The organism is Vibrio sp. LB10LO1, from assembly GCF_010092875.1.
Taxonomy (GTDB): Bacteria; Pseudomonadota; Gammaproteobacteria; order Enterobacterales; family Vibrionaceae; genus Vibrio; species Vibrio campbellii.
Window position 1 is genome coordinate 18,195 of sequence record NZ_JAADJW010000013.1, and the last position, 21,305, is coordinate 39,499.

At 43.9% G+C, this 21,305-nt stretch carries 24 protein-coding genes; 5 read left to right on the forward strand and 19 right to left on the reverse strand.

Features of this window, described 5'->3' with window-relative positions; genetic code table 11:
- Window positions 1–214 precede the first annotated feature (214 nt).
- From GXP65_RS11445 to GXP65_RS11460, 4 genes are all read right to left on the reverse strand, one after another.
- Window positions 215–673, reverse strand: a complete 459-nt coding sequence (locus GXP65_RS11445; protein WP_005431386.1) for a hypothetical protein — start codon at window positions 671–673, stop codon at window positions 215–217.
- Between the two features lie 110 nt (window positions 674–783).
- The gene (locus GXP65_RS11450; RefSeq protein WP_038889301.1) at window positions 784–975 is read right to left on the reverse strand and encodes a hypothetical protein; all 192 of its coding nucleotides are present in this window, start codon (window positions 973–975) and stop codon (window positions 784–786) included.
- Between the two features lie 199 nt (window positions 976–1,174).
- Window positions 1,175–1,870, reverse strand: a complete 696-nt coding sequence (locus tag GXP65_RS11455) for a glutathione S-transferase (RefSeq protein WP_162092842.1) — start codon at window positions 1,868–1,870, stop codon at window positions 1,175–1,177.
- Window positions 1,871–1,891: 21 nt separating this feature from the next.
- Entirely contained in the window at window positions 1,892–2,203 is a 312-nt protein-coding gene (locus GXP65_RS11460; protein ID WP_162092843.1) for a hypothetical protein, read from the reverse strand.
- On the opposite strand from GXP65_RS11460, the gene GXP65_RS25260 reads away from it, so the two are divergent.
- Entirely contained in the window at window positions 2,089–2,484 is a 396-nt protein-coding gene (locus GXP65_RS25260; protein ID WP_103414124.1) for a hypothetical protein, read from the forward strand. The genes GXP65_RS11460 and GXP65_RS25260 overlap by 115 nt on opposite strands.
- Window positions 2,485–2,501: 17 nt before the next feature.
- On the opposite strand, the gene GXP65_RS11465 is transcribed toward GXP65_RS25260, so the two are convergent.
- The gene (locus GXP65_RS11465; RefSeq protein ID WP_162092844.1) at window positions 2,502–3,503 is read right to left on the reverse strand and encodes a metal-dependent hydrolase; all 1,002 of its coding nucleotides are present in this window, start codon (window positions 3,501–3,503) and stop codon (window positions 2,502–2,504) included.
- Window positions 3,504–3,806: 303 nt separating this feature from the next.
- On the opposite strand from GXP65_RS11465, the gene GXP65_RS11470 reads away from it, so the two are divergent.
- Both GXP65_RS11470 and GXP65_RS11475 read left to right on the forward strand, forming a co-directional pair.
- The gene (locus GXP65_RS11470) at window positions 3,807–4,598 is read left to right on the forward strand and encodes a CLCA_X family protein (protein WP_162092845.1); all 792 of its coding nucleotides are present in this window, start codon (window positions 3,807–3,809) and stop codon (window positions 4,596–4,598) included.
- A 114-nt stretch (window positions 4,599–4,712) separates the two neighbouring features.
- Entirely contained in the window at window positions 4,713–6,044 is a 1,332-nt protein-coding gene (locus GXP65_RS11475; RefSeq protein ID WP_162092846.1) for an MFS transporter, read from the forward strand.
- A gap of 26 nt (window positions 6,045–6,070) precedes the next feature.
- On the opposite strand, the gene GXP65_RS11480 is transcribed toward GXP65_RS11475, so the two are convergent.
- The 6 genes from GXP65_RS11480 to GXP65_RS11505 form a co-directional block, all read right to left on the reverse strand.
- Window positions 6,071–6,553: a tetratricopeptide repeat protein gene (locus tag GXP65_RS11480; RefSeq protein WP_162092914.1), complete on the reverse strand. Its 483-nt coding sequence runs from the start codon at window positions 6,551–6,553 to the stop codon at window positions 6,071–6,073.
- A 79-nt stretch (window positions 6,554–6,632) separates the two neighbouring features.
- On the reverse strand, window positions 6,633–7,136 hold the full coding sequence (locus tag GXP65_RS11485) for a YgjV family protein (RefSeq protein WP_005431266.1): 504 nt from the start codon (window positions 7,134–7,136) through the stop codon (window positions 6,633–6,635).
- 170 nt (window positions 7,137–7,306) lie between these two features.
- Entirely contained in the window at window positions 7,307–8,128 is an 822-nt protein-coding gene (locus GXP65_RS11490) for an alpha/beta fold hydrolase (protein ID WP_162092847.1), read from the reverse strand.
- Between the two features lie 98 nt (window positions 8,129–8,226).
- On the reverse strand, window positions 8,227–8,604 hold the full coding sequence (locus GXP65_RS11495) for a VOC family protein (RefSeq protein ID WP_103411454.1): 378 nt from the start codon (window positions 8,602–8,604) through the stop codon (window positions 8,227–8,229).
- A 152-nt stretch (window positions 8,605–8,756) separates the two neighbouring features.
- Window positions 8,757–9,086: a YceK/YidQ family lipoprotein gene (locus GXP65_RS11500; RefSeq protein WP_162092848.1), complete on the reverse strand. Its 330-nt coding sequence runs from the start codon at window positions 9,084–9,086 to the stop codon at window positions 8,757–8,759.
- A gap of 239 nt (window positions 9,087–9,325) precedes the next feature.
- On the reverse strand, window positions 9,326–9,676 hold the full coding sequence (locus GXP65_RS11505) for a DUF3147 family protein (protein ID WP_162092849.1): 351 nt from the start codon (window positions 9,674–9,676) through the stop codon (window positions 9,326–9,328).
- A gap of 530 nt (window positions 9,677–10,206) precedes the next feature.
- Here GXP65_RS11505 and GXP65_RS11510 point away from each other — a divergent pair.
- Complete coding sequence (locus tag GXP65_RS11510; RefSeq protein ID WP_162092850.1) at window positions 10,207–10,812, forward strand: outer membrane beta-barrel protein; 606 nt, start codon at window positions 10,207–10,209, stop codon at window positions 10,810–10,812.
- A gap of 66 nt (window positions 10,813–10,878) precedes the next feature.
- Here GXP65_RS11510 and GXP65_RS11515 read toward each other — a convergent pair whose 3' ends face one another.
- The 6 genes from GXP65_RS11515 to GXP65_RS11540 form a co-directional block, all read right to left on the reverse strand.
- Window positions 10,879–11,340, reverse strand: coding sequence for a hypothetical protein (locus GXP65_RS11515; protein ID WP_005431351.1), 462 nt, complete (start codon window positions 11,338–11,340; stop codon window positions 10,879–10,881).
- Window positions 11,337–12,023 (reverse strand): winged helix-turn-helix domain-containing protein, encoded by a 687-nt coding sequence (locus tag GXP65_RS11520; protein WP_162092851.1) that lies wholly within the window; start codon window positions 12,021–12,023, stop codon window positions 11,337–11,339. Before GXP65_RS11520 ends, GXP65_RS11515 begins: the two co-directional genes overlap by 4 nt.
- A 153-nt stretch (window positions 12,024–12,176) precedes the next feature.
- Window positions 12,177–13,502, reverse strand: a complete 1,326-nt coding sequence (locus tag GXP65_RS11525) for a diguanylate cyclase (RefSeq protein ID WP_162092852.1) — start codon at window positions 13,500–13,502, stop codon at window positions 12,177–12,179.
- Between the two features lie 391 nt (window positions 13,503–13,893).
- Window positions 13,894–15,033, reverse strand: a complete 1,140-nt coding sequence (locus GXP65_RS11530) for an AI-2E family transporter (protein WP_162092853.1) — start codon at window positions 15,031–15,033, stop codon at window positions 13,894–13,896.
- 296 nt (window positions 15,034–15,329) lie between these two features.
- The gene (locus tag GXP65_RS11535) at window positions 15,330–15,884 is read right to left on the reverse strand and encodes a fasciclin domain-containing protein (RefSeq protein WP_162092854.1); all 555 of its coding nucleotides are present in this window, start codon (window positions 15,882–15,884) and stop codon (window positions 15,330–15,332) included.
- A 128-nt stretch (window positions 15,885–16,012) separates the two neighbouring features.
- Entirely contained in the window at window positions 16,013–16,627 is a 615-nt protein-coding gene (locus GXP65_RS11540; RefSeq protein ID WP_162092855.1) for a DJ-1/PfpI family protein, read from the reverse strand.
- 309 nt (window positions 16,628–16,936) lie between these two features.
- Here GXP65_RS11540 and GXP65_RS11545 point away from each other — a divergent pair, with 309 nt between their 5' ends.
- Window positions 16,937–17,509 carry a YceI family protein gene (locus tag GXP65_RS11545; protein ID WP_005431348.1) on the forward strand — a complete coding sequence of 191 codons (573 nt, stop codon included), beginning with the start codon at window positions 16,937–16,939 and terminating at the stop codon, window positions 17,507–17,509.
- A gap of 100 nt (window positions 17,510–17,609) precedes the next feature.
- On the opposite strand, the gene GXP65_RS11550 is transcribed toward GXP65_RS11545, so the two are convergent.
- Together GXP65_RS11550 and GXP65_RS11555 are read right to left on the reverse strand one after the other, a co-directional pair.
- Window positions 17,610–18,206 (reverse strand): cytochrome b/b6 domain-containing protein, encoded by a 597-nt coding sequence (locus GXP65_RS11550; RefSeq protein ID WP_086370711.1) that lies wholly within the window; start codon window positions 18,204–18,206, stop codon window positions 17,610–17,612.
- Window positions 18,207–18,343: 137 nt separating this feature from the next.
- Window positions 18,344–21,232 (reverse strand): Ig-like domain-containing protein, encoded by a 2,889-nt coding sequence (locus GXP65_RS11555; protein ID WP_162092856.1) that lies wholly within the window; start codon window positions 21,230–21,232, stop codon window positions 18,344–18,346.
- Window positions 21,233–21,305 lie beyond the last annotated feature (73 nt).

Sequence of the window (21,305 nt, forward strand, 5' to 3'; positions counted from 1 at the left end):
TCACTGTAGGGTACTTTTAGATTCTTAATGATCTACTTGGAACGATGTTGGGAATAAACTCGCTCTAGTTTATCCAAAAACGTATGGAGCTTAAAATATGACGCGGTTATCAGTACTCTCTTGAACTGATAATCGGGGTCTTATATAGACAATCAGATAAAACAAAGGCGAGCTAAACCGCTCGCCTTTGTTATGTTGAATTTGGCAACCCAGATTAATCTTGTGGGTTTTCTTTCGCGTTGATCTCTGCGTATGTGTGAAGAAGCTCTGTCAGAGTTTTCACCCAAGCGAAAACATCTGTTGGTGTGTTTTCTAACAGCTTTTCTACTTGTTCACAATGGGTTTCCAGTGTGATTGCTTCTTCAAGACGGAATGAAATTGCGTAGAAGTGCCAAAGGACTAGACGCGTCATTCGCTCGCTGTTTTGCTTCGCGTTATCCGATTCATCAAACGCTTGTTGAATTTCACTTAGCGCGATTGCTGTCATACGTAACATCGCATCTAGGCGCGCCGACAACATGCGGTCTTCACTGTCTACTTCCTCTTGATCAAAGGTAAACAGCTCGTTCATCACGTCTTCTGGTACCATTTTGCCGATCATGCGCGCACTGAACTCTTCCAGTTCATGGCGTGGCATAGTCACTAGACAATCGAATGTGTAATCACGAAGCATAAAATCACTCTACATTAGTTATCACTTTTAGGGTGCGCATTCTAAAGACTGTGGCTTCAATTACCAGCGTTTATTATCTTTGATGTAAATACAAACGCAGATAACAGAGGTTAATCGGAAGATTTGCTCTTCTGAAAATACTGGAAAACTTTCCAAACAAGGAACCCCGCAACGCCAACAATTAATGCTGAACGAAGCAGAATAGGTGCATCGTGTTCTAGCTGGCTAGCATGAGGGACAATACTTGCAAATAAACGACTGGTAAAAAGCAGCCCCATCACCAACATAATAATTTTGTTCATACGATCTACCCATTCCAATACAAGCACAGCAAACAACGATCAATCTACTTGCCAACAAGGGCAAACCTGCCCTGAGTGAACGTAAAAGAATGCGCGTCTTGGGGTTAGCCGTCAATGCGTGGACGAGTAAGCTAATATTGCAAATGTGAGGGTGCGCTTAGCGATTTTGGCTACATAAATCTTAAGTGCCGCACCTTAACTATCCAAAATACTCATCTCGCCGTTCTTCGAGCCACAAGTCATAGTTTTTCATCACTTTGGAGAACTGAGAGCTCTGAATGTAACCGTTCAACCACGCTTTTAAGTTCGGGTATGGACTTTGACGAAACCATTGCTTGTCGATGCGAGCGTATTTTCGAATGAATGGCAGTATGGCGATATCAACTAAGCTCTCTTGGTTTGAAAGTAGAAAAGCGTGCTCCGTTAAACGTGATTCAAGCTTTATGAGTTCGGCTTCACACACTTTGCGCAGTTCTGTGACGTTGTCTTCATGGTAACGCCTGGCACACCCAAATGCGTTCATTGCGGGAACAAACTGAATCTCAAAAAGTTCGATGGTCTCCAGAATACGAGGCAAAGCATCAGGGTTATCACTTCTCATCAAGTTATCCGGATCATTCTTACCCAATGCCCAAATCATGATATCTAAGCTTTCTTCGAGTACTTGATTAGGAGCCAAACCATCCTTTTGCTCTGATTGAGAAATCACTAGTACAGGCACACTTCCCTTCGGTGAAGCTTCTAACATCTCCGATGGTTTGTTATCGAGCTTAATGGAACGCATTAACACGCGTTGCTGGGCTTTGAACAATGCAAGTCGAGCTCGAATCGCGTAGGGGCAATTGTGCAATGAGTAAAGGATCGGCACAGAATCATTGTTGCTCTTGAGCACCATCTTTAAACGTCCTTCTGAATACTATCCCGCCTTTAGAGTAGCAAAACTTCCCAGCCCTATTCCATATAGAGGCCCAAAACCTTCATTTGAAATCATTGAAACTTCAAAAAGAGGAAATAACACTGCGGAAACTTCACCGCGTTTTGTGCTCATTGCTGTGCTTAAAATAGTAACGAAACCAATGCCGTCACCCCCAATAACACGTGAGTGAGAACGACATGAATAGCGATGCGAAACAACTACTTGAACATTTGTGCCACCAATACGACAAACTGTCACAGGACCTAGAATCTCGCCCTTTCCCTGAGTTCTCAGAGACCATTTCTCACCCATTAGGGAACTGCTTCGTTCATTGCTCAGTAGGCAGCCAACGCTTTTCGATTGTTTCAGTTAACTTCGCTCCCAAGATCAGAGGACAAGGTGTTTTTACATCGTTTCTTAGTTACGTTAGAGATCACCCGTACGAGTATCAAGGCGTTGAAGTCGCTATCATTGAAAACCAACATCTGGCTAAGCGGTTACTGTCGCGGGGATGGGAATATAAATCTCTGTTTAGCCGGCTCTTTTTTTCACACAAACCGACTCTGATTAAAGACTTTCAATACACGTCGTAACTTGTGGTGTCGTTCGGTTAATCGCCTTTCAACATCTCGATAAAAGCTTGCCTTGATTGCTGAGAGCTGTCGCGATGTGTGGTGTATTCTACATGCATACCTTTATCGGCTTTCTCAGATAACTCAATCCCCCACAGAGCGTTGAACTCATTTGGTACGATAGAGTAACGCACGTCAATGACTCGCAATCCCTTGTTTGGGTCTCTGGCGATGAAGTCATCAGAAAACCAACGAAATCGTTCAATGTCTTTGGCTTGCTGCGATGCAGGATCCAACCATGGAAAGTCTGCAGCCACATTCAACTTGGCAATGGACTCTCCGGTATACGTTTTTATTGACCTCCCTGCTCTTATGGCATCAACGTGGTAATGGTGTTCGGTTTCGTAGATGACTTTCCAAACCAAGGTATTGGCGAACGTGGGTTTGGCTTCTAATCGTTGGGGTGTATGCCGCCTTGCTTCAGCTAACGCCCAACCTGCATCTTCTGCTCGGTCTCTTTGATACATGCCAAATGTGAGATAAACAAGCGCCCAAACTACAGCAATACGCGGATACCAAGGGTTACGCTTCATCAGGCCAAGTATCAAAGTGAACAAGATTGGTAACGTAAAAAGAGGGTCAATCACGGAAACCGTACTCCAAGAATAACGGGTATCGGTAAACGGCCATAAGAGCAGGGTCCCGTAGCTGGTACATGCGTCCAATAAGCCATGCGTAGCGTATCCTAATGCGCAGTACCACCAGCTTTGTTTGAAGGATAATCCACCTTTTTTAGCAATAAGTGGATGCAATATCAGGGCACAGATAAAGCTTCCAATAGGGATAAAGAAAAGTGAATGAGTGAACTGTCGGTGAAATTCCAAAAACAACAATGGATCATTGGTTGATCGTATCAATATGTCCAAGTCAGGCGCCATGCCAGCAACTAAGCCAAGTGCACCAGCGGCCGCTAGATGCTGCTTTTTACTCGCTGACAGAGACAAGGATGCCCCAACGAATCCTTGAGTTAATGGATCCACGGTTTGTTCACTCTGCTGTGCTTAAAAACGAGAAGTCTTTGCCCCATAAAATCTCCGTATTTAAATAAAGGGATCGGCTTTAATCAGTCACACCGAAAGCGATTGAAAAATAACGCGTTAGTTTTAGTGTAGATGGATTAGGTTTGTTCGCGAGTTTGTCTTAAATACGACTCAGAGGTAAGGTTTGACGTTTCAACTCATGTCAGTCTCTCTATGAGTCTTCTATTCAGGTATAATCCCGTATCCCATATTTGGAGTATAAACGTCCACATCACTCAACCTGTACCATTGTCGAGGCATCTCTTGCAGCTAACCAGCTTTAAATACAAAACGCGTAAAGGCCCTGATTATCGTCACGGTGACCAAGTGTCGTTCATCGATATCAAAGAGACGTTTGGCATCGGCGGTATTCGTATTGGTAAGTGGGTGAACAAGGAAGAAAAAGATCTCGCCGCGAACTTGATCTTCGATTCTTTAGCAGACTTGGCGTTTATATTGGCACTGCCACCTTCTGCTATTGGTCTTCGTGGCAACCTAAATCTTGCTTTCGGAACTGGAGGACGAAAAGGCGTTCAAGCGCATTACGCCCCGAATCAGCGCGAGTTGGCATTAGCGAAAAACGCAGGAGCCGGAGCACTGGCCCATGAGTTTTGGCACGCATTTGACCATTACATTGCTGAAAAGGCGTTTGATATTGGCGACCGTTCCGGCCCTCAACGTAAGACGATTTTCGCCAGCAATTGTTGGCTCCAAAATGCCGATCATTTTCCGCACCCACTCAATGAGCGATTGCTTAAGATATTTGACGCCACATTGCTCACGCCAGACGGCCAAGATAGACACGATTATGTGTCTCGAAGTGTAAAAGCAGACCAAGCAATGGGATCGAGCTACTTTTCACAGCCTACTGAGATGATGGCAAGAGCCTTTGAGGCCGTCGTAGAGTCATGCTCTGGTATAGAGAACGTTTATCTAGTCTCGGGCACAACCAAGCCAGACACCTTGCCCCTCTATCCCGATATAGCGCACAGACATGTCATTAATGACGCACTGCAAGCGTACTTTCGCCCTTTGGGAGATGCCCTAAGTCGTTGATATGTGAATAGCGACTATTCATCATTATCTCGCGCAGTTTGAGCATAAACCTTTCCCATCAATCTCAAAAAGGTTTATACATAACATTATGTTATTCAAGCTGCTGAATATTTCATGACGTCAAAAGAAATTCTAAAAATTCGCAATGTCCGCTGTTTCCTTATGTTCCGAACCAGCTATTTTGCGCGCTTCTATTATCCCGTATTTACCCTGCTCTATTTGGACTACGGGTTAACACTTTCTCAGTTTGCCATGCTCAATGTCGTGTGGGCGGCGACCATTGTTTTAGCTGAAGTACCGTCTGGCGCCTTCGCTGATACGCTAGGTCGTAAAAGACTGGTGGTTTTATCATCGCTCGTCATGTTCATCGAAATCGCAATGATCGCCTTTGTCCCAACCGGGAACCCCACTTTTGTTTTCATTGTGTTTTTGATTAACCGAGTATTGAGCGGCTTAGCGATGGCGTTGGCCAGCGGCGCCGATGAAGCATTGGCGTACGATACGTTAAAAGAACAAGGCAAAGAGGACCTGTGGCCACGTGTGTTGCAGATTCAACTTCGCCTTTCGTCAAGCGTTGGTATTGTTGTCACACTATTGGGGGCAGCCATGTACGACGTTAACTTTATGGCGTCGGTGTATAACTTCCTTGGACTGGCAGAGCCAGAAACGACCCAAGACATCATGCGCCTCCCTGTTTATGCGACATTGCTTGTTGCGTTGATTGCCATCTACGCGGCGCTGGGCATGAGAGAAGCAAAAAGGGTTATTCCTAGCAACGAGAATAAATTAGCTTCGACCATAGCAAGTATGAAACTGACGCTAAACACAGCGAAATGGGTACTGTCTACGCCTTACGTACTGTTTATCTTGCTTTATTACAGTTTGTTCGAACACACTTCGCGTATGTTTTTAACCATGAACAGTCAGTACTATCGCGCAATTGATATTCCAATTATTTACTTCGGTTTTATTGGGGCTGGCATTAGCTTATTGCAGATCATCTTGGCTGGTCAAAGCCGCCGATTGGCAGAAAGCATGGCGCCGAAGACGTTTATCTTAGTCATGGGAATGGCCACAATGGCAACTTACTATTGGATTAGTATGGGCTGGTCGATTTATGGGGTAATTCCTGCGCTGATTCTGATCTTTATTATTATGACGATGAACATCTTCATCAGTTACCACCTGAACAAAAAGACCGAGTCACATAACCGAGCAACGGTATTGAGCTTCAAAGGTTTGATGTTCAACCTAGGCTACGGGTTGATCGGTATGCTCTATGCCTACTACTACAAGTTGCTATCGCAAAACTACACCAAGGAACAGATAGAACAGCACATTGATTTTATCGCGTCCTTGTCTTCGTTCTTCTATTACTTTACGTTTTTATTTGTCGCAATCAGCGTCTTTTTCTATATCAAAGACAAAAAGCAGGCGATCTTTTAGATCGCCTGTTGGTAGGAAGGTTCAAACTACCACGTTCTATCTAAGTCTTTTGCATACAGAGAGATCGCACGCTGATACGCTTTAATGGCTTCACTGTTCGTGGTTGAAACCAATAACTCTAGTAATAACGACGTCGCTTCTTTATGACGACCGAGGTTGTATAAGCACATCGCGTAAAACGGCTGAACTTCTACCGCATTAGGGTATTCGTTGATGGTTTTCTCGAAGTAACTTAGTGCCTCTTGGTACTCTCCAAGACTACGGTAAGTACTCGCGAGACCAAATAAAGCATCAAACCTTTCATCAGCAGAAAGTATCCCTTCAAGAGACGCCGTATAGTGCTTAATGGCTTCTTGTTCTTTACCTTCATTATCGTAAGACCATGCAATATGCAGGTGAGCTTTCGCCGCGTAATTCTCATCACCTAATAGCGTTGTGAGCAACGATCTAGACTCTTGGTAGTTGGACGCTTTGCGTAGCTCAATGGCCTGCTGGATGACTGATTCCATCATTTTCTTCCTTTGAAATTGCATCTATTTATATCTGTAGCGATTCGCTCTACGTCATTGGCCGCATTAAAACACGCTATCATGCCAACTTTGGCTTTTTGAAGTAATAACGGTAGTAGCCCACAAGGTTGCTGGAGATAAATAGGACTTCCATTAGCACAGCGGTTGGTGAACCAATAAGGTAATTATGAAGCAACCAGAAGGAAGTGCCGACAATCATCAGCTGACGTAAACGACGATCATCCTCTTGAAACGCCGCCATTGTTTGAAAGACAGAGCCGAAGCAACTTACGATGCTCGTTACGCCCGTAAACGTCACACCAGTCGCAATAACCGATGCGCCACAGAATAAATACTTTAGCTTTGAAGAGGTTGAGAAGATGCTGATCAGATAACGCACAGTAGCGATCCCCATTAGAGAGGCACCTGTCCATTGCTCCAATAATGCGAAATGGCTAGATATTAAAACGCCGGCACAGAATAAACTGGCAACAATCTTCTTTCTCTCTTTGAATTGAAACGACAACAAATCGAAGCAAATGGCAATTGCTACGAGTACCTGTGACAAGAAAAACGCATCCATACCTACACCTACTGTTACAAATTCTTACAACTGGCGCAGCGTATGATCGACTTCGAAATGACACCACTATCTTCGTGCCACAGCATAGAAAAATGTGAATGTCGATCACATGTATGGCGTACTACATTCAAGGCAACGAATGGTCAGAAGCCTCTCTCAAGGCTTCAACATTATCTCACTGTCGCGGTAATGAACTTGTCGACCTCGGCATAAAACGTTTCGGGATCATTTTGCACCCAATGGTTGGCACCTTCGAATGCAATATTATTGAGTGAGGAGATAAATTCTATAGCACGGTGACAACCCGCTAAACTCTGTGTACCCCAAAAATACACTTTAGGAATCGACAAACTTTCATAGATTTGTCCCCACTCCACAACGCCTCGTTGGTCCTTTGTGCTGTGCTGAGCATAAATTTCACTGGCCGTCTCACCCAATACCATTGGGTCACAACGCCTTACTGAAGAAAGATATTTGATGCCAGCACTGTGACCCCAAGACATAGAAAAACGCTGAGCGAAACCGCCACCTTTTACCCAAGCGGAGAATGCGTTTTTATCAAGCTTTGAATACTGTTCGGCGATAACTTGGGATAGGATGATACTTTCTTCATGCAATCCACCCTCAGCGTTGATGAATCCACGTATGACGCTTCTATTGTCGAAATGGCAAACTAATGTCGAAGTATCACCACCCCAGGAGTGACCAAGAAGAAAACACGCTTCAATCTCTAATTTCTCGATTGCTCGCAGAATACGCTTCGCCTGCACTTCGGTCGCGTTAGAGGAGCTTGACGCGGGCGAGTAACCATAGCCACATAAATCGAACATGACTATGTTGTAATTGGGTAGCCAATCCAACGCATCGGCAAAGCATAAATGTGACTCCCCTAACCCGTGAATAAGTACCAATGTTTCTTGAGATGTCCTAATTGGCGTAGACAAGCAATATAGCTTGTCACCTTCAATATCTATCCACTGTTCTACTAACACACTGCCCTCGCGCTTTGACTGCTGAACATGGACTCATCATAACCAATTCACTTTGTAACAAAAGAACTCTTTTATAAAAGCTCTAACTTTAAAAGAGACTAACTCGCCTCTATACGCCAAGGTGGATTCTTTCGATTTTCCCCTGCCCAATACAGCTTAATTTCGTTACCCGACGGATCGGTCAGCATCGCCTCTCTCCAAAGATACTCTTTGTCAGTTGGCTCTTGTACAAACTCGATTCCTCTTGTCTTTAACTTTGCGACTAAAACATCAAGCTCTTTGTGCTCAAAATAGATAACGCTGTTATTTTTAGACTGTGGCTCACCGAGATAAAGTGAAAAGGTCGCGTCTCCTTCAGGGCATTCAAAACGCGCATAATGGTCTGCTTCCACGATCAATTTAAACCCCAGCTTTTGATAAAACTGGATGGATAGTTCGATGTCTTTTACGGTTAACAATACTTGATTTAGATTCATAGAAATTCCTTTTCCTAGTTCTTACTTAAAGATTTGTGGTTCGTGTTCTGAAAGTATTCGAAGGTAAGACCTCAAGTTAACCTGAGGTCAAGAAGGAATTTCACGCTTTGTTGAAGACTCAAGATAAATGAGAATTAAAAGTCACAACGCTATTAGATCATACTTCCGCTCGGACACCCTTGGGACAAAACACTTCCGTAGCTCGTCGTCGGAGTAAATAACATGACTAAATCTGCTGGCAAGAACACAACATCAGTAACCAGAGACAGAGGCATATCCACAAATGAAATAGGATATAAAGCATATGACACTGCAGAGCCATCCAAGAAGCATGTCTGGCGCGCAACTGACAACGCCGTACCGGAGAATGGTTTACCGTAACCACCTCTAGCATGGGCATCCATAGATGAACATCCCACCGTCAAAGAAGCCATTGCTATAACGGTAAGCACTTGAAGTTTTTTAAGAAGATTGTTTTTCATGTTCGATAGGTTCCAACTGATTGTTATTGATATACATTATTATTCGGCGACATTAACGCCTTATGTATTTATAAAACAACCTACCTAGCTAATTTAATGGGTAATAAATCAATTTTCGTGATGAATGCATTGTTTCTTTTCATCAAGGTATTCATGTTTGCCACCCCATTTATAAGCAAACATAAAGACGCGTCCCCAAAGCTCAACTTGAGGAAATAATAAAGATGTTTAGCGGAGCGTTATAGCAAGTTGACACCAAACTGTTTAGCTATCAAGTTGGTTATAGCAAAGCAAACGACAGACACGATGCAACTGATCAGTAAAGTGGTCCAAAAGGAATACTTACTGAGTAGGTAAGGGAAAAGAAGAAACATTGGCAGTGTTGGCACAACAAACCAAAAAGTATAAAACGCATGATTAGACAGTTTCTCCGTTCCCTGCCCTTCGATATACATCCAAACCAACGCCAATATGGTCACGGTAGGCAATGCGGCAACTAATGCGCCTAATCTATCGCTTCGCTTTGCGACTTCAGATATTAGTACCACAATAGCAGCGGTTGTCAGGTACTTGGTTACAATCCATAGCATGTCAATCCTCCTGATCGATGATGCACTCGTCCAAAATCACTCAATCCCATACGCAGTTTATTACTGGTCATGTATGAGCTATCAAATCCACTATTTGCTCTGGCGTCATTGTCTAGCGCTGACACATTCACCTTTATGAGTGCGTGATTAACGCCCTCGTCTTGCCAAGTAGCCGTACAAACTACACCGGATACGTACCTGATTTACAAGGCGATAAAGCCATATCTGTGAGTGCGACACTAAATCACAATGAAACTCTGTCACCCGGAGGCATTCGAACTTCGACAATAAGCCCACGCCACTACACGGAAAATCCCTCTTATTTTCATAACCTTACAATAACAATAAAAACAATAAATTTTTATAAAGATGAACTTTGAGCTTTTTTCCGTAGCTTTCCGCGCAATTCGTTTCTCTTTTTGTTGATAAATCTCTAGCTTGACCACCACTTTCACAACGACGTGAAAGGCAACGATGATGACCGCTAATACGAGTTATCAATCAGCAGCTATAACACTGGGAAACACATAATGAAAAATAAAACTGCAGCACTTTTCGCTCTAACAGCATTAACAGCAGCAACAACGTTCAACGTTAACGCAGCGGCAAAATACGAGTCGTTTGTTGGTATTGATGCTGGTACACGCTTAAGTGGGCAAGCTGAATCCAAATATAACGGAAAAGAAGATGATCTAGACCTAAAATCATCAATGGTATTTGGCGTGGAAGGTGGTGTAATCCTTAACCAAGCGCATCAGTTCAGCATCGGTTACGACTACCGTGGAGTGAGTGTTGACGACACTGATGACGATCTTGAAGTTGGCACACTATACACACAGTACGATTACCTTGTACCTATCACGCAAAAGCTGGCGTGGACCATTGGTGGCAAGCTTGGATACGAGATGTATAACTCAGATTTTGATGGTGCAGACGAGCTAAACGGTGTCGTATTGGGCGCACAAACAGGCCTAAACTACCGCTTTAACGCTTGGAGCGTAGGTACTGAGGTGAGCTACCTGCACCACACACATGAATTGGAATTTTCAGAGACCTACAACGGTCAAACTGAAACTTCATCATATAAGATCGGTGACGAAGTTCTGCTAACAGCAAACGTGAAATACCACTTCTAATAACAACAATCTTAGTTGGCTTGTCTCCCGGGAAACCGGGAGTTTTTTCGTTTTAAAAGAAGATAATTACCAAACTCGGCTTAGCATTAAGTGGTTTCGCTCTCTCGCGATCACATCAAGGTTTTCATCGTGATAGATGAGTTGGTTCTTAGACGTGCCAGAAAGAAACAATGAACTGTAACTCGCTGCTTGGTAACCATCTAGCACTTTGGTGGTTTGAATGGGCTCAGTGGTATAAGAAAACTCAAACTCCCCATTAAATGAATTGTTAATTTTCCCCGTCACCGCAAAAAGCGCAACACCCTCTAACCCATTTCCCTCTATGGATACCGTTGATTCGAGGTTCTCGTTATTTAAATCAACCTCAATGCGCTCTTTCCACACACCGCCGTCCGCTGAGTATTGCTGTACTGTGGTGGTGTATCTACCACTGAGCAAAAGCTTCTTTTCACTCACATACACAGAAACGCCGTAAAGGGTAAGCGAAAGTAGGAACAGCCCAATCCAAGGTCTCAAGCTACGTTTCATCCGAGCTCCTTAATCAGCTTTGGTAACGTGTCCATTTCGAACAGATAGTTTTCACTGCGTTGGTGTGCGTTCTCATAAACCGACAGAGTATAAATTCCTTCGGTTTCCGCCACAAAATAGAAGCAATCACATTCGGAGCGATGAATCATAGACTCAAGCTCTGGCGCTATTGTCGTCGCTTTTTGTTTTAGAACTTTATGATGATTAATCTCGATGAACTCATAGTCTTCGTGGAGGTAGGAAACCAAATGTGTGTTGGTTACCCTAGAAAAATTGAAGAAAGACAACAGCACGAGCACAAGAGAAAAGAATGCCAGAGAGGCTTTCGCTAACGTAAGTGAGTTAAAAGCGCGACGATTTGGCGTTGATACCTTGGCTCCCGCACAGCTGCAATAGAGCATGTACCCGACACCCGCAATGGTTCGTAGCTCTACGCAATCAGAGATGGCAATGGCAAGCCTCAGCTTTTGTACCGACTTTTGCAGAGAAGAATCCGTTACGATCGTATCCGGCCACCCTGCTTGTTTGAGCGTCTCTTTATCAATAACTTGGTTTGCATTGTCCAGAAACGCTTTGAATAAAAGACATTCGTTGTAATTCAATGAACGTTCTAAGCGGCCTGTGCTGACGCTCATCTTTTCGATGTCGAATATCAAATCGTCACAAGTGTACTGCTTACTCACTTTTTACTTTGCCCGTGAACGTTTTGCTTAAAAGGCCGAGCATTGTAGTTGAAATAGCAACCACACATCTAGGACACAAGCACTCATCAGACCAGTTTGAAGTAATATAAGAAATACGGTATCAAGCTTTGACGTAATATAAGAAATACGGTATCAAGCTTTGACGTAAACGCGGTTTCTACCGGTTTGCTTAGCTTTGTATAGCGCTTCGTCGGCCTCTGCTAGGGCGATCCTTACATCATCAGCAGAATGAAAATGGGCAACGCCGATACTCACCGAAATTTCTATATTCAAATCATTAATAAGAATTGGAGTTGCAGCGACTTCTTGTCGAAGCGCTTCACAGAACAACACTGCTTCTGCTCTCGTAGCACCTGGCATAAGGAGAACAAATTCCTCGCCACCAGTACGTGACAAAGTAAAATTCAAATCGGTCTTCGCCCCACACAGCAAAGCAAACTGAACCAGAACCACATCGCCAATTTCATGGCCGTAGGTATCGTTGATGGCTTTAAAGAAATCGATATCAAAAACAGCAATAGAGCCAGAAACCTGTTGTTCTTTTAAAGCGTAAAGTCGATTTTCCAAACCTCGTCTATTTAGTAATCCTGTAAGAAAGTCTGTGTATGCTTCGTTTTGTAAATCGAAACGTTGTTTCTCAGACCGGCGATATTGATTAAAAAACTTTACGGGGGACATTATCAAAAGCAAGGTGACAAGCAGCGTCGAGAAAATAAGAACTCTGGCCAGTACCCCTGAATCACTCGGTGAAATAGATACCTGCCAGTTGGTGTTAAATATTGTCACGATGCTAGTGTCAGCATCGCAATCAACCTCACCCTTACTACTGATCACTTTTTCATGAAAGTTGCGATTATCTGGATCGAATCCAACGATCGAATAATTAGAGATATTTTTATCTTCGAGAATATTCTCTAGCGATTGCAAAATCGTTTCTAAATAGATAACCGAAGAGGAAAAGCCCACGAATCCAGATTCATTGGTAATTCCTTTACGCAGGATAAAAGCTTGCTTGCCATTTTGAACCAGCGTTACCGGCCCAATTACCATGTTTTTACGGCAATTAATCGACTGCTCTGCTCCTAGCCTTCTGCTTTGATCTTGAAGCACATTGTGACCTATCGCCCGTTTATTTTCTTCATATGGGTAGACGAGCGTCACAACGCCCTTCGGCAAATATAGCAAGGAATCAACGTTACTATAGGTAAACAACAAAGTTCGGCTCAGTTTGTTAAACGCTTCAAGTGAGATGTGGCTATCTTCAGAAAGTACTACGACTTCCTTCAATACTTCTGCGGTAATCAAGGCATCGTTGAACACCTTCTTCATCTCTTTGTTTATCGCATTGATGACATTAACTGACTCTTTTTGGTTATTGATTCTACTCAGTTGAGTCGCTAGTAATTCGGTTAATATCAGTACCGAAATGACTAATGCTACTTTGATGCTTTTGTTCATGGTAACAATCCCAGTTCGTTTGGTTCTCCATATCCATTACTTGGTTCTAAAAATTCCATCTATATTTCAGTAATTTTTTTTCTTATCGACGTTATTATGCTTGAGAAATTCAAGAAGCAGGGATTATACGCATAATTGAATAACGGTCGATGCCCAATGGGTATCGTTAAGGCAAAACTTTTTTATCAAGATTGATTAATTTTCTATCGATCGACGGCGTTGATCGACACGATCGATTATCTTGATTAAAAAGATTGATCTAGACGGAAAATATTTTCGCGCAAACTTGTTCAATGGGTAACCAAACAATCAGTATTGCCAATAAAAAGACTAAGACGGAAATAAAAAAGACGGTCAGAGAAACCGTCTTTTAGTTAGCTTTTGATAGAGGTCAGTCTTTAGGTTGTTCTAACTCTTTTTTAGGCGGGTCGGTATTCTCTAATTCTGCTGCCACATCTTGGGTTTCGGCGTCTACCCACTTCATAAATACCTGATAACCTGCCGCTAAGAATGCAGCACCAATAAACATGCCCAAGATACCGCCAGACATCATACCGCCAACCGCACCTATAAGAACAATAGGCATGGGTACTTCTAACCCTCGTCCAAGAATAAGCGGCTTTAAAAAGTTGTCGATCAAGCTTGCCGCAATCAGCAATACAGTAAAGATAGAATTATGGATGGTTCCTGTGTCACCTGACCACAAGATGGCCACAGCGACGATAGCAATAATGGTGACAGGTAGCTGCACGATTGCAAAGACGAGTGCAATCAAGGTAAAAAGCGCTGCTGCGGGAACACCAGATAACGCAACAACACCACCAAAAGCCATCGCGGTTAAGAATGCTATACCAATAATACCGATGGCGACTTGCCTGATGGTTGCAGTGGTAAGTTCATGAAGCTCTGGGCCCCTCTCTTCATCGGTAAAGCTAATGAAGATCTTTCGTATCGACCTAGCAGCAGGTTGAGCCCACGCAAGCATAATACCCGCGATAATAATGGCACCAATCAGCATAAATACACTCTTCGCTGCGCCCGTCGCACTGTTGATGAACCAACTGAACACGCCTTTTATTTGCGGTTGACGTTTTTCGATAAAGTTCGGTAAATCTTCTGCGGCTTCATCCCAAACTTTATGCAACTTTCTACCGACTAAGGGCCACTCTTTTACACTGTCGGCAGGTTTGCTGACAACGAGAGTCCCATCACGATAGGATTCAAATACCCCCAAGGTCTTAGAAGCAAACGAGTTACCAACCATCGCGGTTGGCGTACCTAGGATAAGTACGCCAACAATGGCAATTAGAGTCGCAGATCGTGCAGAACTTAAACCCATCTTTCGCTCTATCATGAGCTTTACTGGGTAGAGAGCAATGGCCAGCACTAACGCCCAAAGTAGTATTGGTAAGAATGGTAAGAACGCCCACCAGCAAACAATCACGATAAATGACGTCACTGAGAAGCGTATCAAAGACGTGGTGAACGCCTTAGACAGGACTTTCTCTAGGTTTTCATTTGAATTACTCACTGTTTTTCCCTTTGATTAAGTTTCTGAGCAGACACCAACGCGTAGTGGCCCCTGTTTGGTGTGTAGATGTCCGTTACACACCCATTCTTTTTGATCAAACCAGCTTTTATATAAAACCCTAGTACATACCGCCATGCACCGCATGGTTTAGTCAGGAATCTTAGGTGCAGCTGAACTGGAAAGCGAAGGGAAGGGAAGGATGAGTGACAAGAGGCGTGGGTTAAGGGAAAGAAAAAGACGGCAGCGAGGCACCGTCTTTTAGTTAGTTTTAACTACGATATATGACTAGCGAGTCTCTATGGCAATAAAACCGTGTCAATAACATGAACCATACCATCTGATAGTCGGTTATCAATATCAAGCAATCCAGCTTCTGAGTTGGTCGCGATTATCAACCCTCCTTCAAAGCTGATCGTATTGCCGTCGAGCATGGTAATCGTTTTCGCTCGTGTCACTGAGCGCGAATTGCGAACATCAGGCGTGACATGGTAAGCCAATACTGCCGCGATCTCTTCTTCGCTTAACAGTGAAAGTACAGCATTGAAGGCATCTGTATCGTTATCTGTGCCGGTGAGCATGTAGAATGCGTTATCGTTCGGCGCAAATACCGTTAAGTCAGTGCCATCAAAAGCCTCGACAACGCCTGTGGCGATCAGAGCGGCAACCAAAATATCGAAGTCTCCACCGTTGTCATCAAAATCAAACGGTTCACCGGAAGCACCAACGGCAAATTCCACAATCGAGGCGTCAATCTGGTTTGCCCATTTTGGTGCCTCGGAATAGCTTACTGCACTAAAAGTAAGTGCGAAGGTAGCTACCAGTGTGGTGAGTGAACGTAGTAAAAGTCCCATTTTCAGTCTCCCTTTCATGAGCGTGTTTAAAACACTTTCAATCGCTCTGATGCCTACGCACCAAATTATTCAATCGATCAATTTATTTGGAAGTTTGACTGGAATTCTTTTACACATCAGACCGGAAGCTAAGAGTGATTTTTCTGCTCCGCATCCGCGATTGTTTTAGATATCAACAACTCAAAGTGCTCCAACTGGCCAGCAGGTATCAACTGGTTTTGAATTTCGCGTCGCTTATCAGAATCAAACAGACGTTCTGCTAGCCAACCAATGAGATACATGAGTGATAAGCAACCACCTGCTGTTGCAATATTGCCTTCTACAACGAGAGGAACATCTTGAACATCCCCTCCCATGCTTTCCAATACTGGTTTCGCATCTGGGTTTGTTGTGAGCTGTTTACCATCAAGTAAACCCAATTCATGCAAGATAAAAGAGCCGGCGCAAATCGAGCCAATCAGTTGCTTTTCAGGGGCAAGCTTCATTGCCGACATAAACTCTCTATCTTGGAGTGCTGCTGGGATCCCTTTCTTGCCACTTGCGATTAGCACAACGTCTTGTGTAGCAACTTCAGAGATATGGCCATCCGTTTTTACCGCCATACCTAGGTGAGAAATATGTTCTGACTTGGTTCCTAACACTTTGACGGTCCAACTGTCTTGGGTTCTTCCCAACAGGTCATACATCAAGAAAAAGTCTACGTCAGTGAAATCATCAAACAACACAATGCCAACGGTATACATAAGCCAACTAACCTAACCAATTATTAAACTGTGCGAAGAGTGTAACGACAAACCAAGTAAGTCGCGAATTGTTCATTAGAAATAAGCTCACACATTCGTACATACTTAATAAGCCCTTGCTAATTAGCGTATTTTTGACATTCAGAGCAGACGTAACATCAGTTGTATTGATATCTACTTATGATAATTGCGCGGTCAATCACATCGAAAAAATCATTGAAATCAATCGATTTAATTCCTTATTAACTTTTATAAATCCGAACTACTATCATGTAGAACCATCGCTCAACATAAATAAGGTTAACAATAATGAAAAAGGCTTTCTCTACTCTAAGCATCGCAGTCGCACTGTTTTCTAGTGCCGCATTTGCTGCAGACAACTACACGCTTGATTCCGATCTCTCTTCCCTAAGCTTCGCAACAATCAAAAAGCAGTATATTGTCGAGCCCGCGACCATTGATGCCCTATCCGGAACACTCAACAGTGATGGGCAATTCGATGTCGCTATCGACCTAAACAGCATCAATACAGGGATTCCAATCCGAAATACACGCCTGAACGAGATCTTCTTTGAATCTGCAAAACACGCACCAGTAAAAGTGGCTGGCAAAGTGGATTGGGCCGCTCTGGGTGAAGGCTCACACAAGGTAAAAGTACCGGCAGAAGTGACGTTGTTTGGTAAGACAAAATCCGTAGAATTCCCTGTTGTGGTACTCAATGCAGGTAATACCGTAATGGTAAGTTCAAGTGCCCCTGTCATCATCGGTGCTAGTGATTTCGGTATCCCAACGGAAAACTTGACCAACTTGGCGGCAACGGTTGGTGGAATTAAGATTTCGGATAGAGTTCCGCTTACTCTGAACCTAACCTTTAAAAAGTAGTTTAGTAGCCCAAAAGCGGCTTGCTAACTGGCAACAAAGGCTTGGATAGGCTCACCAAGCCTTTTTTTATGCGCCATCAAACAAAACCTTTCTTTAAGGTTTATGACCGACTTAGCTTGGACAAGTTAAACGCCATACTTCTTAAGACATCATTCTTATTCACGAAATGATGTTTCAGAGCGGCCAGTGCGTGTAGCAAAACCAAGCTTGCCAAAGTCGCGCAACCAAAACGATGAACCATAAAAAAGAACGCATTCACTTCAGCATTTGAAATTGGGTTTGGAATAGTAAACAGCCAAAAGAATGGGTACTCGTGCTTAAGCATTAAAAAACCGCTAACAAACACAACGAACATCACTAGATAGAGAGTGCCATGTGCAAGTTTGGCCATGCTTTTCTGAGTGTTTGGAATTGTGTCTGGTAGCTCTGGTGTCTCACGAAAAAATGACCACCCCCACCTCACAATTAATAGTACCGAAGCGATCGTTGCAAACGACATATTAAGCGTCGATAAAACGTGGAACAGTTGCGGCATATCCATAACGAATAACATGCCGTAGCCTGCAATCGTTGCATAGATAATAATCACTGCCATAATCCAGTGTAGCCATTTGCTGAACGCGTCGTATTGTTGAGTGGATGTATTTTGGACGTGCGGAATCGCTTTCTGGTTCTGACCAGAATCTAATTTCGACATATTGTCACCACTGACTTTTATTTGAGATTGGCATGGGAATACGGCGAGCAAGAGCGTTCCCATGATGAAGATTGAAGAAATAACGGAAGGCATAAGAGCCTTCCGTCGTTCAAGTAGATTACAAGATGAGGTGAGTACTACTTGCTTACGCCGATCATGTCGTTAAAGTAGTCCACTTGCTCTGCCATGCTCAAACCTTGGTTGTTTGAACCCAACGTCCACATAAAGAAGCCACCATAACCGTTATCTTTCTGCCATTTAGCACGATCTAGGTTGTTCTGGCGTGTTTCGACAAAGTTACCACCTGGTGCCCACTGACTGTTGATCGTATTACCTAAAACAATCTTCGACTTGTCTCCAATGTATTCAGCATAGTTTGCCACCGCCACTTCGTATAGGAAGTTTCGACCCGCGTCGTATGTCATCACGTTGAAGAAATCAAAGTCGTTCTTGGTCGCTTTCAACAAATCAATCACTTCACCGTGGTGAGATGAGCGGCCAGACTCTTCAATGTAAGAACAGTTTTCAAATACGCTCGCGTCCATACATTCAACTGGATCCGCGCCTACGTGGTAAGTCGTCAGAGACAGAACCTTCGTATTGCCCACTTTCTCACGGATCAGTTTGATCAAAGCCGTCAGGTCCTGATTCTCTTTGTCCGTGATTCGTGCCGCTTTCTCGAAATCGAAATCTAGACCATCAATGTGCACGTAACCCGCTAATTGGTACTTACTGTAGTCACAGCTACCGTCTGAATTTGTTGCAAGACACTCGCCTTCCACCTCTTCAGGTTTTAGGTTCTTTTTGTACACAGGGAATGGCGTATGCACCAAATCAACCAAACCTGTCGCAACCGATTCACGGCTTTCAGGCGTACTGATAGCCGACCAAATGCTTTCGTAAGTTTGACCACCAAACGCGACCATCATAGTGACATTTTCATTGTCATGCTTGAGCGTTGACCATGCTAGGTACTGTGTTGGCATCCAGTCCGGGTTGTAATCCGGTGGCGTAAGCATGCTATCAGAGATCGTGATATTACCGCTTGCGTCCCACTTACCAAATGACAATAGGTAACCATCACCTTCTGAGTTGAATAACTCTTGGTAGTCATTCAAACCCCAAGACGTTAGGTAACTGATAGAGCGGTCAGGGTTATCGACTAAGCCGCCACCACCTGTGCTTTCTTTCACCGTAATGTTAGACGTTGCAGACGTTTGCTCTTGGTTGGCCGTATTCACCGCTTTTGCTGTGATAGCGTATGTACCCTTTTGAGCACCTAGCCATTCATATTCATAAGGTGCTTCAGTGTCTTTAAACAGCTCGCTGCCATTCGCAATGAAGCTAACCGAGGAAATATCGCCTTCGTAGCTCTTCGCGTCTGCTTTGATCGAAATCGCACGACCTTCGAAGTAGCTTGAACCATCGACAGGAGATGCTAAAGAAACAACCAAGTCTTTATCAGTAATCGCTAAAGAAATTGGCGCCGCCTCTGCACTCGCACCTTGATCATCGTAAGCAACTACCGTCAATGTGTATTGGCCTTCGACTTGGGCAGGCACCGTGATGGTGTAAGTATCTCCTTGTGAAGGCGTGTTTGATGTCGCAACCACTTGACCATTCAATTGAACATCAACGCGGGCAACTTCATTGTCATCCGTAGCATCGACAACCACGTCGAATGCTTGGTTAGGTGCGATTTTCTGTCCATCTTGCGGCGATTGAACGTCCACCACTGGTACTGGGTTTGGATCACACTCACCAACTTCATTCCATGCATCTTTCCACGCATCCGGGTAATCAGGGTGACCTGTTCCCGGTGTCCATACTGGGTTGCCACACCAACCAGCCACCGTACACGAGTAGATATTGCCAATGTTAGTGACTTCATCACCGACTTGATAAGCCACACCATCTTCGTACTGAGGTATGTCACCACAGCTTGTGCTTGTATCTGTCACCGTGATGGTTAAGTTCTTACTAGAGACATGTTGCTCGTCATCTTTTGCTTCCGCACGAAGCGTTGTAGAGCCTGCCGTTTGCGTTGTCCAGTCACAAGAGAAATCTTGCGTCGCTTTCGCATCAAGAGAACACACTTCTGCATCGTTAGCGAAGAACTTAACGGTCGCTAAGTCATCATCTGCATCCGTCACATGCGCTGAAATTGTGATGCTGTCACCTTTTTGGTGAGAAGAGCCTGCGTCTGGCGAGATAAACTCAATTACAGGTGGATTTGGCGCCGTCGATTCTGACTCTACCGTCACTTGAATCGCTTTCTCTGTGAGTTTGTCACCATTGTCATTGAACGCCATTACAGTGATCGACGCAGCACCAACTTCTGTTGGAAGCCAAGCTTGCTGGTATTCTGTTGTGCCTTCTACAACGTTTTGCTCGCCCAATTTGGTACTGTTTGCCCAGAATTCTAGTTTGCTTGCACCGTCACCTTCGACACCCGTGATGATGTCAACATTCGTACCTGTGTAAACCACTGAGTTTTGAGCAGGCGCTAAGATATCCAGTGAAAACTCTGGTGGCGGAACAACTTCGCCATCCACTTTCACCACAACAGAATTCTCAAACGCGTTCAGGTCATTCAATTCGCCACCGAAAGAGATAGTCAATGCCGCAGATTCACCTGAGGCTAGCTCACTATCAACCCAAGAGCCCTCTGGGAACGTCAATGTCACCGAGTTCAATACACCATCCGCTTGCGTCGTATGTGAGATTTCCCATGATGGGTAAGAAAGATGGTTTGACGCCCAATTGATTTCGTTAATCGCTACCGGCAATAAAAATTCGATCACAGCTTCACGCATGTCTGCGCTATCTGAGCCTGTGTTTGTGATATCTAGCTTATAGGTGCTCCAGTATTCACTTTCTGACTGAGCTACCGCATCGGTGCTGAACTCTGCGGCCATGGCTTGTGAAATTGGATTCAACAATAAGCCAGAACAAAGCATTGTTAGCCCTAACGTACGATAACCAATGGAATTGGTCTGATTAGCACTGCCCTTTCTTAGATACATATTTAAGTCCTTAGTCTTATATTAATTATTTAGGTACTGTACAAAAACCTGCAATTAGCAATTCAACGATTCC

What these genes read in the sequence shown, in the direction of transcription:
- GXP65_RS11510 (WP_162092850.1), top strand. Translation starts at nt 10,207, where the DNA reads ATGAAAAATAAAACTGCAGCACTTTTCGCTCTAACAGCATTAACAGCA.
- GXP65_RS11515 (WP_005431351.1), bottom strand. Translation starts at nt 11,340, where the DNA reads ATGAAACGTAGCTTGAGACCTTGGATTGGGCTGTTCCTACTTTCGCTT.
- GXP65_RS11445 (WP_005431386.1), bottom strand. Translation starts at nt 673, where the DNA reads ATGCTTCGTGATTACACATTCGATTGTCTAGTGACTATGCCACGCCAT.
- GXP65_RS11495 (WP_103411454.1), bottom strand. Translation starts at nt 8,604, where the DNA reads ATGAATCTAAATCAAGTATTGTTAACCGTAAAAGACATCGAACTATCC.
- GXP65_RS11540 (WP_162092855.1), bottom strand. Translation starts at nt 16,627, where the DNA reads ATGTATACCGTTGGCATTGTGTTGTTTGATGATTTCACTGACGTAGAC.
- GXP65_RS11550 (WP_086370711.1), bottom strand. Translation starts at nt 18,206, where the DNA reads ATGTCGAAATTAGATTCTGGTCAGAACCAGAAAGCGATTCCGCACGTC.
- GXP65_RS11545 (WP_005431348.1), top strand. Translation starts at nt 16,937, where the DNA reads ATGAAAAAGGCTTTCTCTACTCTAAGCATCGCAGTCGCACTGTTTTCT.
- GXP65_RS11460 (WP_162092843.1), bottom strand. Translation starts at nt 2,203, where the DNA reads ATGGGTGAGAAATGGTCTCTGAGAACTCAGGGAAAGGGCGAGATTCTA.
- GXP65_RS11475 (WP_162092846.1), top strand. Translation starts at nt 4,713, where the DNA reads ATGACGTCAAAAGAAATTCTAAAAATTCGCAATGTCCGCTGTTTCCTT.
- GXP65_RS11525 (WP_162092852.1), bottom strand. Translation starts at nt 13,502, where the DNA reads ATGAACAAAAGCATCAAAGTAGCATTAGTCATTTCGGTACTGATATTA.
- GXP65_RS11455 (WP_162092842.1), bottom strand. Translation starts at nt 1,870, where the DNA reads ATGGTGCTCAAGAGCAACAATGATTCTGTGCCGATCCTTTACTCATTG.
- GXP65_RS11480 (WP_162092914.1), bottom strand. Translation starts at nt 6,553, where the DNA reads ATGGAATCAGTCATCCAGCAGGCCATTGAGCTACGCAAAGCGTCCAAC.
- GXP65_RS11485 (WP_005431266.1), bottom strand. Translation starts at nt 7,136, where the DNA reads ATGGATGCGTTTTTCTTGTCACAGGTACTCGTAGCAATTGCCATTTGC.
- GXP65_RS11555 (WP_162092856.1), bottom strand. Translation starts at nt 21,232, where the DNA reads ATGTATCTAAGAAAGGGCAGTGCTAATCAGACCAATTCCATTGGTTAT.
- GXP65_RS11500 (WP_162092848.1), bottom strand. Translation starts at nt 9,086, where the DNA reads ATGAAAAACAATCTTCTTAAAAAACTTCAAGTGCTTACCGTTATAGCA.
- GXP65_RS11535 (WP_162092854.1), bottom strand. Translation starts at nt 15,884, where the DNA reads ATGGGACTTTTACTACGTTCACTCACCACACTGGTAGCTACCTTCGCA.
- GXP65_RS11505 (WP_162092849.1), bottom strand. Translation starts at nt 9,676, where the DNA reads ATGCTATGGATTGTAACCAAGTACCTGACAACCGCTGCTATTGTGGTA.
- GXP65_RS25260 (WP_103414124.1), top strand. Translation starts at nt 2,089, where the DNA reads ATGAATAGCGATGCGAAACAACTACTTGAACATTTGTGCCACCAATAC.
- GXP65_RS11450 (WP_038889301.1), bottom strand. Translation starts at nt 975, where the DNA reads ATGAACAAAATTATTATGTTGGTGATGGGGCTGCTTTTTACCAGTCGT.